10 protein-coding genes and 1 pseudogene are annotated in these 16,105 nt (G+C 60.4%); 1 reads left to right on the forward strand and 10 read right to left on the reverse strand.

What is annotated here, in order from left to right:
* Nucleotides 1-7: 7 nt before the first annotated feature.
* Nucleotides 8-1,154 (reverse strand): annotated as a pseudogene (cyoA, locus tag AB8B33_RS26345) (ubiquinol oxidase subunit II).
* A gap of 377 nt (nucleotides 1,155-1,531) precedes the next feature.
* On the opposite strand from cyoA, the gene AB8B33_RS26350 reads away from it, so the two are divergent.
* On the forward strand, nucleotides 1,532-2,863 hold the full coding sequence (locus AB8B33_RS26350) for an MFS transporter (RefSeq protein ID WP_439017627.1): 1,332 nt from the start codon (nucleotides 1,532-1,534) through the stop codon (nucleotides 2,861-2,863).
* 72 nt (nucleotides 2,864-2,935) lie between these two features.
* On the opposite strand, the gene AB8B33_RS26355 is transcribed toward AB8B33_RS26350, so the two are convergent.
* The 9 genes from AB8B33_RS26355 to AB8B33_RS26395 all read right to left on the reverse strand — a co-directional run bounded on the left by AB8B33_RS26355 (nucleotide 2,936) and on the right by AB8B33_RS26395 (nucleotide 16,072).
* Nucleotides 2,936-3,403: a cyclic nucleotide-binding domain-containing protein gene (locus tag AB8B33_RS26355; protein WP_025669918.1), complete on the reverse strand. Its 468-nt coding sequence runs from the start codon at nucleotides 3,401-3,403 to the stop codon at nucleotides 2,936-2,938.
* Nucleotides 3,404-3,499: 96 nt separating this feature from the next.
* A complete protein-coding gene (locus tag AB8B33_RS26360; RefSeq protein ID WP_439017628.1) occupies nucleotides 3,500-6,214 on the reverse strand; it encodes an ABC transporter transmembrane domain-containing protein in 2,715 nt (904 codons plus the stop codon).
* A 194-nt stretch (nucleotides 6,215-6,408) separates the two neighbouring features.
* Nucleotides 6,409-7,542 (reverse strand): glycosyltransferase family protein, encoded by a 1,134-nt coding sequence (locus AB8B33_RS26365; protein ID WP_439017629.1) that lies wholly within the window; start codon nucleotides 7,540-7,542, stop codon nucleotides 6,409-6,411.
* Complete coding sequence (locus AB8B33_RS26370; protein ID WP_439017630.1) at nucleotides 7,539-8,786, reverse strand: glycosyltransferase family 4 protein; 1,248 nt, start codon at nucleotides 8,784-8,786, stop codon at nucleotides 7,539-7,541. Before AB8B33_RS26370 ends, AB8B33_RS26365 begins: the two co-directional genes overlap by 4 nt.
* A gap of 11 nt (nucleotides 8,787-8,797) precedes the next feature.
* Nucleotides 8,798-10,006, reverse strand: a complete 1,209-nt coding sequence (locus tag AB8B33_RS26375; protein WP_439017631.1) for a glycosyltransferase family protein — start codon at nucleotides 10,004-10,006, stop codon at nucleotides 8,798-8,800.
* Between the two features lie 95 nt (nucleotides 10,007-10,101).
* Nucleotides 10,102-11,277, reverse strand: a complete 1,176-nt coding sequence (locus tag AB8B33_RS26380; protein ID WP_310382422.1) for an ABC transporter permease — start codon at nucleotides 11,275-11,277, stop codon at nucleotides 10,102-10,104.
* Nucleotides 11,277-12,275: an ABC transporter permease gene (locus AB8B33_RS26385; protein ID WP_439017632.1), complete on the reverse strand. Its 999-nt coding sequence runs from the start codon at nucleotides 12,273-12,275 to the stop codon at nucleotides 11,277-11,279. The genes AB8B33_RS26380 and AB8B33_RS26385 overlap by 1 nt, the downstream gene beginning before the upstream one ends.
* Before the next feature lie 3 nt (nucleotides 12,276-12,278).
* Complete coding sequence (locus AB8B33_RS26390) at nucleotides 12,279-14,183, reverse strand: ABC transporter substrate-binding protein (protein WP_439017633.1); 1,905 nt, start codon at nucleotides 14,181-14,183, stop codon at nucleotides 12,279-12,281.
* Nucleotides 14,183-16,072 (reverse strand): ABC transporter ATP-binding protein, encoded by a 1,890-nt coding sequence (locus tag AB8B33_RS26395; protein WP_113323664.1) that lies wholly within the window; start codon nucleotides 16,070-16,072, stop codon nucleotides 14,183-14,185. Before AB8B33_RS26395 ends, AB8B33_RS26390 begins: the two co-directional genes overlap by 1 nt.
* Nucleotides 16,073-16,105: the final 33 nt, after the last annotated feature.

The raw sequence follows: 16,105 nt of genomic DNA on the forward strand, positions 1-16,105 counted from the left end.
CGCCAGGTTAATTGTTATTGTTGTTGCTGAGCCGGCGCCGGAGTGCCGCCATTGTTCATGCCGGGCATGGAATGGCCGTCATGCTGCATGTCCATTCCGGGCATGTTCTGCATGCTGTTGCCATCGGCGCCAGCGGGCGCTTCCGTAGCTGGGGCTGCGGCCGCCGGTTCGACGGTGCCTTCCTCGGCATGGCGGTTGTCGTAGGTCAGCTTTTCGCGGTTTTCTTCGCTTTCCTTGCCGCCGCCGCCCATCATGTCGATGTGCATCATTTCGCTCGCACACATCTTGCCGGGCGTGGCGCACATGTTAAGGATCGCGTCGTAAAGATCAGCATCGGCGCCGGCGTAATAGCGCACCGGCTCCTTTTCGCTCGGCTTTTCGAGCTTCAGATAGGCGTCGCGGTTGAGCATCGTGCCGCGCTGCTTGACCTGCGCAACCCAGGCATCAAAGCCCTGCTGGTTCAGTCCGTGGAACTTGAAGCGCATGTGCGAGAAGCCTTCACCGCTGTAATTTGCGGAGAAGCCGTCATACTCGCCTTCCTTGTTGATGACGGCATGCAGTCTCGTTTGCATGCCGGGCATGGCATAGACCTGGCCGGCAAGGGCGGGGATGAAGAAGGAGTTCATCACCGAGGAGGCGGTGATCTTGAAGTCGATCGGCACGTCGACGGGAGCTGCTAGCTCATTGACCGTCGCAATGCCGAGGTCGGGATAGAAGAATAGCCATTTCCAGTCGAGCGCCACCACCTCGACGGTCAGCGGCTTGGTATCCGCCGGAATGGCACGGTCCGTATCGATACGGTCGAGCGGGCGGTAGGGATCGAGCTTGTGCGTGGAGATCCAGGTGACGGCGCCAAGCGCGATAATGATGGCGAGCGGCGCCGACCAGATCACGATTTCAAGGCGCGTGGAATGATGCCATTCGGGCGCGTAGTCCGCGGCCGCATTGGTGCGCCGGTAGCGCCAGGCGAAAAACAGTGTGAGGAAGATCACCGGAATGATGATCAACAGCATCAGCACCGTGGAGACGATGATGAGGTCACGCTGTTGGGTGGCGATATCGCCTGAGGGCGACATGACCACCATGTTGCATCCTGCCAAAAAAAACAGCGGCAAGATTAATAGAAGGCGGGAAAACTTCTGCAGTTTTGGCACGTCTCTAAGCTCTTTTTGTTTCGTTCGATTGCCGACTAAAGCACTGGCACGATGAGCGATATGAGGTCTTTGGTCGCAGTGCAACATGCATTTTGCACCGCGGGAGAAGTCAGCTTCCACGGCGCCCCGCAAATCCTGATAAAAGTGAGAAGGAAATTTTTCCGGCGCCGCTTCGTGTATAGCTGAAAAGCGTGGCTTTGCCCAATAAAACTCTGGAATAGGTCGGGATAGGTATCACGCGATTTTTCCATCGCATCGATTTTTGAGAATTCGGCGTCAACTATTTGCGCAACAAGGACTTGATAAGCTGCAAATATGGAACAAGATCAGCTTGAGGTGCTTTGCAAAAAGCACCTTAAACGAGGGAGGCGTTTCATATGGCTACTGCCACACATTTAGGACCATCATCTTCATCGCTGGAGCGGGATGCGCGGCGCATTCACGATGACAAGCCGGTTTCGCCCGGCAGCATCGCCATCGGCGTGGTGATCGGTCGCATGTCGGAGTTTTTTGATTTCTTCGTTTACGGCCTCGCATCCGTTCTCGTCTTTCCGCAACTCGTCTTTCCCTTCGCCCCGGACCGGCTGACGGCCACGCTCTATTCTTTCGCGATTTTCTCACTGGCCTTCCTCGCCCGTCCTGTCGGCTCCGTCGTCTTCATGACGATCGACCGCTTCTATGGGCGCGGCACCAAGCTCACCATCGCGCTTTTCCTGCTTGGCGGCTCGACGGCATCGATCGCCTTCCTGCCGGGCTACGATGAAATCGGCTACTGGTCGATTGCGCTATTGGCGCTCTTCCGGCTCGGGCAGGGCTTTGCGCTCGGCGGCGCGTGGGATGGCCTTGCATCGCTGCTTGCCCTCAATGCGCCGCCGAATCATCGCGGCTGGTATGCAATGATCCCGCAGCTCGGCGCACCGATCGGCTTTGCGCTGGCGAGTATCCTGTTCGGTTACTTTGTCGCCAACCTCTCCCCGGAAGACTTCCTCTCATGGGGCTGGCGTTATCCGTTCTTCGTCGCCTTCGCGATCAACGTCGTCGCGCTCTTTGCCCGCCTTCGGCTTGTCATGACCAAGGATTTCGGCACGCTCTTGGAACAGCATGAGCTTGAAGCAGCACCAATCCTCGACGTGCTGCGCGTCCACGGCCGCGATATCCTGATCGGCGCTTTCGTGCCGCTTGCAAGCTTTGCCATGTTCCACCTCGTCACCATCTTCCCGCTCAGCTGGATGAGCCTTTACGGCAACCAGCGGATCGGTGCCTTCATGGTGGTGCAAGTCATCGGCGCCGTGGTCGGCTTCGTTGCCATCATTGCCTCGGGTGTGATTGCCGACCGCATCGGCCGGCGTAAGCAGCTTGCGATCTGCGCTGTGCTGATTGCGATCTTCAGCTTCATCGGCCCGTTCCTGATTGGCGCCGGCAACACCGGTCATGACGCCTTCCTCATCATCGGCTTCGGCGTGCTCGGCCTTTCCTTCGGCCAGGCGACCGGCTCCATCTCGTCGCGCTTCGGCCGCGGCTATCGCTACACTGGTGCGGCCTTCACCTCCGATCTTGCCTGGCTGATCGGCGCTGGCTTCGCACCGCTGGTGGCGCTCAGTCTGTCGAGCCAGTTCGGCCTGCCCTTCGTTGGCTACTACCTGCTCTCGGGCGCGATCTGCACGCTGGCGGCTCTTGCATTCAGCAGGGCGCTGGAGCAGCGTGAGTAGCGCATAGGCATAACGAAATGGCCCGCCTGGGAAACCAGGCGGGCCTTTTTGTTTGGGATCTATTTTCGGGTTCTACTGCGCCATCTGCGGCTGCTTGGCAGCGCGCGCGGCGGTCAGTTCGGCAGTCGTGTGGTTGAGACGGTCGGCGAGCACGCGCATGATCTCCACGGCCATTTCCGGGAAATCGCTCAGAAGCTTGAGGAAATGTTCCTTGCTGATGCGCAGGACTTCGAGCGGCGAGGTGGCGCGCACGGTCGCGGTACGCGAGACGTCGCAGAGAATGGCAATTTCGCCCACGATGGAATTGACCTCAACATCGGCGACCTTGATTTCGCCGGCAGGTGAGGAAACGATGATATCGGCGGTGCCTGACAGTACGACATAGGCGGCGTCGCCAACATCGCCCTGACGGAACAGGTTCTGGCCGGCGTTGTAGGTCATACGGTCGGAGGTGAACGCCAGGAGCTTGAGTTTCGCCGGTGCGATCCTCGAGAAGATCGGCACCCGCCGCAGCATTTCGACTTCATCTCTCAACAGCATGAGCGTTATAACCCCCTGCCGCATGGTCCTTGATCATGCGCTAAAAACCAATTCCAAGCGCCTTGCGAGCGCCGTCTCTGCCGCCCCAATAGAATATTACGATAACAGTTCCTTGAACATCCCGTTTTTCTCGGAAAGTTCCGGATAGTTGCCCGCCTCGGCAAGATCGCCGCGATTGAAGAGCAGAATCCGATCGAAGATTTCCGCAAGCTTGGCGTTGGACAATACCCAGATGATCGCCGGGCGCTTGCCTTCCTCGTGCAGGCCTTCGATGATGTTGTGGGTGATCTGGTCCTGGATGCGTTGGTCGAGCGCCGGGATCGGCCGGTTGAAGATGAAGTAGTCGGAACGCTTGAGCAGGGCGCGGGCGAGATTGAGCTTCTGCCGCTGCACCCCCGTCAGGCGCTTGCCGCCGGAGCCGACGTCAAATTCGAGCCCGATCGACAATACGTCGTCATAGAGATCGAGCGCATCGAACAGTTCACCCATGATGAGGCGGATGCGGTCGGAGGCATCGGCCTGCTGATAGGCGATGCGGCCGAAGAGCACATTGTCCATCAGGCTCGCGGATGCCGTGAAGCGGCTGATGTCGTAACGCTCGATCAGCTCGGCGAGATCGTCGGGGATGTTCTGGTGGAACTGCTTGCGGGCGCTGACGATCTTGTCCATCAGCGCCTGGGTCAAGAGGCCGAAGCGGTGCCGTGGTTCGATATAGGCGAAGCTCAGGCGGATGATGCTTGCCCGGTCTTCCGGCGTCGCATCCTCGAAGCGCTTGCCCTGCAGCTTCTGCAGCAGCGCCTGGTAGGTCGGAATGTCGTCCGCCGTCATGAAGGTGAGCTGCTGGAAGAAGGGGTGATCCGGCGGCAGGTCGTGGAAGAGTTCCACCGCGTTCTCGGCGATTTCCAGGCCCATAGCATAGAGATCTGTGCTGAGCCCGGTATCGCGGAAGAGCTGCTGGAAATAGGGATGGCCGGCAAGCCGGCGGTTGTTCATCAGCGGCCGCTTCATCGTGCCGAAGAGCAGGTTTTCGCCGACGGTCGCCTGTGTGTTGTAAGCGTCGAAATCGAAGGGCACGACGATGGCGTCGAGGTTTTCCCTGGCAAGCCGCTCGCGCAGCGACGTCCGAAGCTTGACGATATGGCTGCCGAGCGCAGTATGAACCTCGGTGTTGACGGTGGAACGCAGCGCCAGATCCAGAATGTCCTGCGACATCATGACGGCGTCGAGCACCGGCCGGATCGCCTTCAGCAGGTCTTCAGGCCCTTTTGCGCCGGCAGCATCGTAGTCGACCCAGTCGCTGTTGAGATCGAGCGTCGGATTGCCGGCCTTCTGCGATTCAGCCACATGCCATTTGTATTCCTGCGCGGCCTTGCCGTCATATTCGGGCTCTTTCATCGGAGCATGCTTGAGGCCGTAGACCAGATTGTCGCGGAGCGTGCCGTGGAAGAAGTAGCTTTCGGCGGACGCATAGGAGATGCGCCGGCCGGTGATCGATTCCGGCAGATCCAGCAGGTCCTGCCCGTCGATGGTGATGCGACCGGAATCCGGCCATACGAGACGGCCGAGCGCTTCGGCGAAGGCTTCTGCACCGCTGCCGTTCGGCCCGACGATCGCAACCGTCTCGTTCGGTTTGATCTCGACCGAGACGTGGTCGACGAGGCGGGCGCCGCTGTCGTCGCTGACAGAGAGGTTTGTGACGACGAAGGCACTGGTCAGCGGTGCGACCGGCGCCGTTGCAAGCTCCTGGATGCGGCTGTCGATCAGCGGCTCGACATTGAACTGCTCGTAGACCTGCGCATATTTGACCTGCACGTCCTGGCGCATCTGGTCCCAGTCGATCAGTTCCTTCAGCGGGCCGGGCAGGTCCTTATAGGCGGAAATGACGGCGACGAGCTGGCCGATGTCGAGCCGACCCTGCAGAGCCAGATAGCCGCCAATCGCGTAGAAGAGGAAGGGTGTGACCTGGGCGAGGAAGTTGTTGATGAACTTGACCAGGAACTTCCACTGATAAAGATCGTAGCGGATCGAGAAGATGCGGCCGAGGCGGGTTGCGATATCGGCGCGCTCGAAGTTGGAGGTGTCGTTGCCGTGGATCGTGCCGATGCCGTCAACGATCTCCCCCACGCGCCCTGAAAGTTCACGCGCGGTCAGCTGCCGCTGACGGCCGAGTTCGAGCAAGCGCTTGCGCATGCGGGGAATGACGATCGCCTGGACGCCGACGATGCCCGCCGCGATCATGCCGAGCCAGAAATTCTGGATGATGATGAAGGCAAGCGCGGTGATCGCCTGGCCGCCGAGCAGGGCGGGCGAGACGAAGGCGTCGCCCGTGAAGCCGCCCATCGGCTCCACCTCGTCCTTGATCATGGTGGCGATTTCGGCCGATTTCACCCGCTTGAAATGGGCGGGCGGGAAGCGCAGCACGCGATCGATAAGCTCGAAGCGGATACGGCGCAGCATGCGTTCGCCGAGCCGACCCTTGTACGTATTGATATAGAACTTGAAGAGGCCGTTCAGCACCACCAGCGCCAGGAAGACGAGGCTCAGTGCCATCAGCATCTGGAAGCGGTTGAGCTCCAGGCCCTTGAAGAATTCGACATGGCCGATCAGCGGAATGTCGTAGGCGATATGCATGAAGATCTGTCGCGCCCCCGGCCCCTCGAAGCCGTCGCCTTGAATAGGTCCGTTGACGATCTGCTTCGGCAGGTCGAAGGACAGGAAGTAGGGCACCATGGAAAATGCGACGACAAGCAGAATCCAGAGCTGCTGCAGCCGCGTGTTCTTCCAGATGTAGCGCGCGAGGCTTTTTTCCATGGCTAACCGTCAGACTGTGGGAAAAGTCCGTACAGCGATCCTGGTGCTGGGAAAGGGGGAATCTCCGAGTACAGGACCATGCAGTCAGACCGCCGATATCGCAACGAAAACAAGGCGGAGCGGACTGATGTCGAAACGCCGATTCTCGCCGGAATTTTTCTTATATCACATGAATTTTAGAATAGGCGAGGGTTTCAGCCGATCATTGAACGAATGATGGCGGCACTTTTTGCGGCTCCGTCGAGATCGAGGGAAATGGCCGGACGCGGTGGGGCGGCAAGCGCCCGCTCGACCGCAGCTTTGACATCGTCGAGGGTCAGCCCCTGCTCCGGTAGGATTTCGGCAAGACCGAGCGCCTGCAGCCGTTCGGCGCGCACGGTCTGCTCCGTTTCGCCGGCGGCCACGAAGGGGATGAGGATCGAGCGGCATTGCGTGCGCAGGAGATCACCCACCGTGTTGTAGCCGGCCTGCGAGATCGAGACTTTGGCGCCACGCAGCAGCGAAGGGAAATCCTTGCGGAACCGTACCAGCGTGACATTGGCGGGTGCATCTTCAGACAATGCGGAAAAATCGGCTGCGGGAAGGTTGGGGCCGGCAATCAGCAGCCAGCTGATATCGGCAGGCAGGAGTGCGGCCGCATCGCGCGCGGCGCGGATCAGCTCCAGCCCGACGGCGCCGCCGCCTGCCGAAGCGATGATGTCGAATGTCTCGGATGGTTCCGGCGCCGGCGACGGAGCAACGAGACCGGTATAGCGCAGCCGATCGGCGATCTCAGCTGTCAGAGGGAAAGTATCTTCCAGCCGCACGAAGTCAGGATCGCCATGGACGAACACGGCGTCGAAATGGTCCTTGACCAGCTTGACGGTTTCCTCGTCGCGGCCGGGCTTGCGGTTTTCTTGTAGGATGTCGCGCACGGAACTCAAAAGCTTCGGGCGCGGGCTGGCCTTTTCGATCGCCTCGAGCAGCGGCAGCAGTTCGAAGCGCATCTGCCGGCGCCCGAAGGGAAAAGCCTCGATGATGACAACGTCAGGCTTTTCCTCGTCGAAGGCTTTGAGAAGCAGGTCGCGGCGATTGGAGAGGAATTCCTCGTTGGCTGGCTTCCCATCGGCAGCAGCAAGACCGGAAAAGCCGATATTGCTGGCGACGACCGGCGGCAATTCGACTGTTCTGACACCCTCGCCCGGAAAACCCGGCACGGGCAGGCCGCCGGTAACGACCGTTACCTCGAAACCATCCTTCACCAATGCATTGGCGATACGGCTCGCACGCGCAATATGGCCGATGCCGAGCAGATGCTGGACATAAAAGAAGATGCGGGGAGCCCTCATGACGCCTTCTGCCATTCTGCCTCGAACAGGCCACTCAACTGCCGGATGCTGGAGTGATAATCGAAGTGGCCGCGCACGCGCTCCTCGGCCGCGTCGCCCAACCGCTTGCGCAGATCGGGATTACGGATCGCCGTCTCGAGTGCTTTTGCAAGCGCTGACGGATCTTCCGGTGGCACGACCAGACCGTTCTCACCATCGCTCAGCAGTTCCGGTACGCCTGAGACATTGGTGGAGAGACAGACGAGCCGCTGACTGGAGGCTTCGACCAGCACATTGGGCAGTCCGTCGCGGTCGCCATTGGTGGCGATGCGGCAGGCGAGCGTGAAGAGATCGGCGCGGCGATAATGCTCAAGCACATCTTCCTGCGCCAGCGCGCCTTTCCAGGTGATGCGCTCGGCAAGGCCGAGTTCAGCCGCAAGTTTCTTCAGCTTGGAAAGCTCCTCGCCGCCGCCGATATGGTCCATGTGCCAATTCAGTTCTTTCGGTAGCAGGGAAAGGGCGCGCAACAGTACGTCATAGCCCTTCTTTTCCACTGCGCGGCCGACGCTGAGGATGAAGGCGGGGTCGGCGGGATCGCTGCCATTGCGGTTCGAACGCTCGCCGGCGAAATGGCCGAAGCGGGCAAGGTCCAGGCCGTGATAGCTCAGATGTACCGCATCTTTGCGGCCGGTCAGCGCTTTCATATGCTCGTAGCCGCTGCGGGTGCAGGTCACGGCCCAACGGGCGCTTCCAAGCTTCTGGCCGAGGTCCCAGTCGGGCGAGGTCCAGATATCCTTGGCATGGGCCGAGCAGGTCCAGGGCGTGCCTGTCAGAATGCTCGCATATTCCGTCACGGAAGCTGGCGTGTGTATGAAATGAGCATGCAGCCATTCGCCGTTGTCAGGCCATTCGCGCGCCAGCACCAGGGCCTGTCCGAGCCGGCGGAAGCGGTTGCGAGAGATATCGCGCGGCAGATCGGCGAAGAAACGCTTCATCAGCGCGCCGAAGCCTGGTTTCGAAAAACCGGCGAAAAGGCCCTTCAGCACACGGATCGGCTCTTCGTGCAGATATTCCGGCAGATAGACGACGCGCGCCTTGATCTCGTCATGGACAGGATGACGCTTCTTGTCGGTCGGCCGGCGCATGGAAATCAGCGTCAGGTCGAAGCCGGCCTTTTCGAGACCGAGCAATTCCTGGGCGATGAAGGTTTCCGAAAGGCGGGGATAGCCTTTCAGCACAACGAGGATCTTGCGGCGTGGCGGCAAAGGATGGCTCTTTATTCTGCGCCGACGAGGGAAAGATGGCGTCCTCGGCTGTCCAGCCATCCGCCAACGGTGCGGGAAATATGATCCAGCCCCTCAAGGTGCATGTTGCAGCCGCTCTTCGACGGCGGCAGCCGCGAGGGCAGGCGCTTCAGCGTCTCCGCCATGACGGAGGGGTCGGCCGAGTGCTCAGGCAGCAGCATGTCGATGAGACCGAGTTCGCTGGCGCGGCGGGCGCGCAGAAGCTGCTCCTCGCGCGGGGCGACGCGCGGCACGATGAGCGCCGGCTTGTCGAAGGAGAGGATCTCGCAGTAGGTGTTGTAGCCACCCATGGCGACGACGGCGGTCGCGCCGTCGATCAACTCTTCCATGTGATTGTCGAACTCGATCACCTCGATATAGGAGATCTTCTCCCCTTTTTTGACCAGCTTTGCACGTTCGGCCGCCGGCATGTAGGGGCCGAGCACGACAAGCGCCTTCTGCGTCAGCGTCTCGTCGGCCTCATAGGCATTCATCACGTCGTGAACGAGATCGGAGCCGTCGCCACCGCCGCCTGTCGTCACCAGGATATAGTCATCCTTACGAGCATTCAGCGAGTTCTTGCCCTTGGAGACGCTGCGCTGCAGGAAACCGACGAAATCCATCTTGCGGCGGACCCCCGGGGGCACGTCGAGGCCGACAAGCGGATCGTAGAAATCCGGTGGCCCATAGACCCAGATGCTGTCGTAATACTGGTCGATCTTCTGCATGACGCTGTTTCTCTTCCACTCGGCTTCAAGCAGATGTGGTGCGTCCATGATCTCGCGCAAACCAAGCACCAGAGTGGTGCCGCGCGACTTCAGATAGGCAAGCGTTTCCTCAATCTCGCCCTTCAGGCCCATAGGCTCCTTGTCGACGATGAAGATATCGGGCTGGAAGGTTTCGGCGGTATGACGAATGCTCGATTCGCGCATCTTCAGCGTGTCCTGAAGATCGATATGGCTGGCGAGCGACGTATATTCACCATTGCGAAGCTTGATGACGCTCGGGATCTTCACGAAATCGACTCGGGCGCGGTAATCGAAGGCGCCGGCAATCGTCGCGCCCGAGATGATGAGAATATTCAGGCCGCGATAATCCTCGACGAGGGCATGGGCGATCGTGCGGCAACGGCGCAGGTGGCCGAGGCCGAACGTATCGTGGCTGTACATGAGGATGCGCGCATCTTCGAGGCGTCTGGCCATGTGGGTGCCCTCTGAGGTGGACGACATACTTCTACCACCCCCGTAAATCGGAGGCCACGAGGCGGCGGACGCGAAGCACCCCGCCGAACTCGACGTTATTTGTAGGGATCTGCCGCATCGCGCAAGCCGTCTCCCAGAAAATTGAACGCCAAAATCACCAGCACCACCGGAACGATCGGGAACAACAGCCATGGGTAGAAGGCGATCACGCTTACGCTCTTAGCTTCCGTCAGCAGGATGCCCCAGCTGGTGATGGGCGGCCGCAGGCCGAGGCCGAGGAAGGAAAGCGCCGTCTCACCGAGGATCATACCCGGGATGGAAATCGTGGCGGATGCGATGAGATGCGACATGAAACCGGGCACGAGATGCCGGCCGATGACACGGGGGGTGCTGGCACCCATGAGCTGGGCGGCCTGGACATAATCTTCCTCACGCAGTGCCAGAAGCTTGGAGCGCACGGCGCGGGCGAGACCTGTCCAGTCGATGATGCCAAGAATGACGGTAATGCCGAAATAGATGACGATCGGGCTCCACGTCACAGGCATGATGGCGGCAAGCGCCATCCAAAGCGGCAGCGAGGGCAGTGATTGCAGCACTTCGATCAGGCGCTGCACGATGAGATCGAAGACGCCGCCCCAATAACCGGCAAGGCCGCCGATGACGATGCCGAGCACAAAGCTGATGGAAATACCGATCAGCCCGATGGTGAGCGAGATGCGCGCGCCATAAAGGATGCGCGAAAGCACGTCACGGCCGAGACGGTCGGTGCCGAGCAGGAACATCTGCCCGCCGATTGCCGGACAAACGAGATGATAATTGGAAGCGACAAGCCCCCAGAGTTTGTAGCCATCACCACGGCAGAAGAAGCGGATCGGCTGGATGTCCTTCTGATTGTCGGTATAGAGACGGTGCAGGGTGTCGATATCGAGCGTCATCTGCCGGCCATAGACGAAGGGGCCTACGAAATTGCCCTGGCTGTCGAAAAGACGGACGCGCTGAGGCGGCGAATGGATAAAGTCGACGTTGCGGGTATGCAGCCCGTAAGGCGCCAGGAACTCGACGATCAGGATCATCAGGTAGACGGCGGCAAGGAAAATGCCGGATGCAAGCGCCAGCTTGTGGCGCTTGAACTTCCACCACATGAGCTGCTTCTGCGAGGCGAGGTGGATACGCGACTGCGCTGATGTCATCGTCTCCGTTGCGATCGGATCGAACGGGGCGGTCGAAACATAATGCGGCAGCGGTGCACCGGGTGCGGGTAGGGGCGACATTATTTGGTGCTCCTGCCTTGCAGACGGATGCGGGGATCAAGGAAGCCGAGTGCGATATCGGAAATCAGCACGCCGATGACGTTCAGGAAAGCGAGGAACATCAGGAACGAGCCGGCAAGGTACATGTCCTGGCTCTGCAGCGCCTTGATCAGCATCGGCCCGGTCGTCTCCAGGGACAGCACGATGGCGACGATCTCGGCGCCTGATATGATCGACGGCAGGATCGAGCCGATATCGGCAACGAAGAAGTTGAGCGCCATGCGCAGCGGATATTTGATAAGGGCGCGTATCGGATGCAGGCCCTTGGCGCGCGCCGTCGTCACATATTGCTTCTGCATCTCGTCGAGCAGGTTGGCGCGAAGGCGGCGGATCATGCCGGCTGTGCCGGCCGTTCCGACGATGACAACGGGGATCCAGAGGTGAGCAAGGATCGACCTCGCCTTATCCCAACTCATCGGTTCGTTCAGATATTGCTGGTCCATCAGATGGCCGATGGAGAGCCCGAACCAGACATTGGCGAAATACATCAGGATCAGCGCCAACATGAAGTTCGGGATGGCGATGCCGAGCAAGCCCAGGAAGGTCAACCCGTAATCGCCCCAGCTATATTGATGGGTCGCCGAATAGATGCCGATCGGGAAGGCGATCAGCCAGGTGAGAAGGATGGTTGAGAAGGAGACGAGGATCGTCAGCCACAGGCGGTCGCCCACAACGTCGGAAACCGGCAGCTGATATTCGAAGGAATAGCCGAAATCGCCGTGCAGCATGCCGCCGACCCAGAAGAAGTAACGCACGATCTCCGGTTGGTCGAAGCCGTATTGATGGCGCAGCTCCTCGATTTCCTGCAGGTTTGCAGTCTCGCCCTGGGCGCGCAGTTCGGCGATCTGGCTTTCGAAGAAGTCACCCGGCGGCAGTTCGATGATGACGAAGACCAGCGCCGATATCACGAGCAGGGTCGGCACCATGGCGGCGATACGCCAGAGGATATAGCGGATCATCGCTCAGGCCTCCTTGAACCAGAAGGTGTCCGGCATGTAGACGCCGAGGAAGGAGGTTGGATCGAAGCCGTAGAGCGCGTGCTCCGGCACGTTCTGCATTTTGGCGGATCTGAGGATCGGCTGCAGCGTGCTGTTGATGAGGCCGATCGAAAAGACCTGCTGGGTATAGAGGGACAGCATCTTGTGCCAGATAACCTCACGCTCTTCCGTCGTGGCACTTGCGCCCCACTGATTCAGGAGATCCACAAGCTCGGCCGCCTCCGGCAGATCGGGCGCCTTGCCCTCCTGACCGGCCGAAAGATAGTACATGCCCCAGAGCGGCCATTGAAGCTGGTCATCGAGCGTAGGGGCTAGTCCATAGGGAGACATGTCGGCGGTCGGCACGCCGTTATCCAGCCCGTACCAGATCGACATCATGATCGAGCCGCTCATGGCGCGATTGCGGAAGACGTCGCGCTGCGAGGTGCGGGTGAAGAGCGCCAGACCGATATTGGCCCAGTGATCGTGCACGAGTTCCAGAACGTCCGTGTCGAGATTGCTCTCGCCGGCTGTCTCGACGGTGATCTCGGCGCGGCGTCCGTCAGGCAGCAGGCGGATGCCATCGCTGTCGCGCTTGTCGAGGCCGAGTTCGTCGAGCAGCTTGTTGGCGGTGTCGGGGTCGAAATTCACATAGGCGTCGGCATATTCCTGCTTGAAGAGCGGGCTTTCGGGCAGCACCGTATCGGCACTCGCCTTGCCGAGGCCGTAGAAGGCCACCATGTTGATCTCATGCCGGTTGATCGCCAGCGACAAGGCTCGGCGGAAGCGCACGTCGCGAAAGAGCGTGCGCCAGGCTTCGTCGGCGACATTGAGGTTCGGCAACAGTGTGATGCGCGAGCCGCGCGCCATCTTCCAGAGATTGACCTTCACCGGGAAGCGCTTTTCAGCCTCTTTCAGGAAGGTGTAGTCGTTGAAGTCGATGCCGGTCGCCTGCAGGTCGGATTCGCCCGCACCCGCCTTGGCAGCGATGATCGAGGAGGAGGATACGTTGAGGATGAAGCGGTCGAGATAGGGCAGTTGCATGCCGTTCTCGTCCACGCGGTGGAAGAACGGATTGCGCTCGAAGACGAACTGATCGGCCGGCGGAGCCGTGCGGTTCTGCCAGGGATCGAGCGTCGGCAGATCGGGATTGTTGGGTCGGGAAGCGAGGGCCATCTTGATGTGCAGATCGGCCCACTTCTTGGCGCGGTTCTTTTTCATCAGCTCTTCGAGCTTGGCCTTGTCCTGAAAGCCTTTGTGGAACTGTTTCAGGTAATGGCCTGGGCCATAGATAACGAGCGGCAGAGGTCCGGCAAGCGCCGACAGAAAAACCGGGTTGGGCTTGTCCCAGCTATAGCGCACAGTCAGCTCGTCGAGCACTTCGAAGCGCGGCAGGGAGCCGTGCGGACGCAGCTCCAGAGCGCCGCCGCCGGGCGTCAGTTCCTTGTTGAGGATGACTTCTTCCCACCAGTAGCGGAAGGCTTCCGCCGTGAAGGGATGACCGTCCGACCATCTGTGCCCCTCGCGCAGACGGAAGGTGAAGATCGTGTCATTCTCCGAGGTGAAGTCGCGCAGGATATCGGGCTGGAACTGCAGCTTCGTGTCATAGCCGACCAGCCGGGAATAGCCGTAGACCGTCATGTAGCGGATATCGCGCACACCGCCGATGATGGTGCGCACATTGCCGCCATAGGTGCCGGGCACGCGGCCCATGTCCTTGAGATTGACGATACGCGGCTCAGTCGGAATGCGCTCAGCCATTGGCGGCAGACTGCCGTCAGCGACCCTGGCCTTCAAAAATTCTGGCTCGGCGACCTGCTGGGCCCGAAGCACCGAAGGCGCGATGACCGAACCGATCAGGCCACCGAGAAAGATGCGGCGCGTCACCATCAGACTAGCTCCTTCGCATCGGCGCCCTTGCGGGCGCGCACCAGATGGCCGCCGCCGAGATCGGCATAAGCGAGTTCGGAGGCGTCATCGTGGTCCGCCCGGAAGACAGGCCCCCAATTTTGCTTATCGGCCGCTCCGTTTTCCTGCAGCGCCTTGAAGTCGAGCGGCCGGTCGAGATCCGGGAATGGAACGGCGGCAAGCAATGACTTCGTATAGGGGTGAACCGGATTGCGCAGAATGATCTCACGCGGGGCGATCTCGACGATACGGCCCTTGCACATGACTGCGATGCGGTCTGCCATGTAGTCGACGACTGCGAGATTGTGCGAGATGAACAGATAGGTGAGCCCCAGTTCTTTCTGCAGATCTTTCAGAAGGTTGAGGATCTGCGCCTGCACAGACACGTCGAGGGCCGATACCGGTTCGTCGAGGATGAGAAGCTTGGGGCCAAGGGCGAGCGCGCGGGCAATCCCGATGCGCTGGCGCTGGCCACCGGAGAAGCTGTGTGGATAGCGGTTGAGGTAGCGCCGGTCGAGGCCGATCGCGCCCATCAGCGCCTCGACCTTGGCCCTGCGCTCGGCGCTGTTGCCACGATCGTGGATTTCGAGCGGCTCGCTGAGGATATTGCGCACCGTCATGCGCGGCGAAAGCGAAGAAACCGGGTCCTGAAACACCATCTGGATCTTGGTGCGCAGGTCCTGCAGTTCCGAACCCTTGACGGAGAGGACGTCGATGACATCCTTGCCGTCGTTGAAGACGACCGCGCCGCTGTCAGGCGTGATCGCGCGCATGAGGATCTTGCTGACGGTCGTTTTGCCGCAGCCGGATTCGCCGACGAGCCCCAGACATTCGCCACGGCGGATATCGAAGCTGACGTCGTCGACAGCGTGCACGACCGTGGCTTCCTGGCCGCCGAAGAAGCTACGCTTGCGTGTCTTGTAGGTCTTCGAAAGGTTGGCGACGGAAAGGAGCACGCCGGGCGCTTCCTTTTCGACCGGCTTCTTCTTGCCGATCATCGATTCCAGGTTGACCGGAACCTCCCGCAGAGCTTTCAATCGCTCGCCCGGCTTCATGTCGAAATGCGGAACCGCAGCCATCAGGGCCTTGAGATAGGGATGTTGCGGATTGCGGAAGATTGCCTCGACCGGGCCGGCTTCCATGATCTCGCCGTGATAGATCACCACCACTTCATCGGCCATATTGGCGACGACCCCGAGATCGTGGGTGATGAGCAGCATGGCCATGCCAAGCTTGGCCTGCAGGTCGCGCAGCAGTTCGAGAATCTGGGCCTGGATCGTCACGTCGAGCGCGGTGGTCGGCTCGTCGGCAATCAGGAGCGCTGGCTTGCAAATCAGCGCCATGGCGATCATGGCGCGCTGGCGCATGCCGCCCGAAAGCTCGAACGGATACATGTCGTAGGTGCGTTTCGGATTGGAAAAGCCGACGAGGCCAAGCATTTCCTCGGTGCGCTCGCGCGCTTCCTTCTTGTCGGCATTCGTGTGGATCAGCAAAACCTCGCCGATCTGATTACCGACCGTGTGGAGCGGTGAGAGCGACGTCATCGGCTCCTGGAAGATGGTCGCCATACGGCGGCCGCGCAGGTCGCGCATTTCGGCGCTATCACGCGACAGGGAGAGAATATCGGTCGCCTTGCCATCCAGCGGGTCGGTAAACAGGATGCGGCCGCTCGCATGGGCCGGTGCCGGCAGGATGCCCATGATCGACTGGCTGATAACAGATTTGCCGGAGCCGCTTTCGCCAACGAGGGCAGTCACTTTCCCCGGCAGGATGCGGAGATTGGCTTCCTTTACGACGCGCAGTCGGTCGCCGAAAACGGAGAAGGCGACGTCCAGATTCTCAATACGCAACAGATCGGCTGCAGACGCCATACCAACGAAATTCCCCAGTCTTTTGTGTTCCCG

Source organism: Rhizobium sp. 768_B6_N1_8 (genome assembly GCF_051811225.1).
Taxonomy (GTDB): Bacteria; Pseudomonadota; Alphaproteobacteria; order Rhizobiales; family Rhizobiaceae; genus Rhizobium.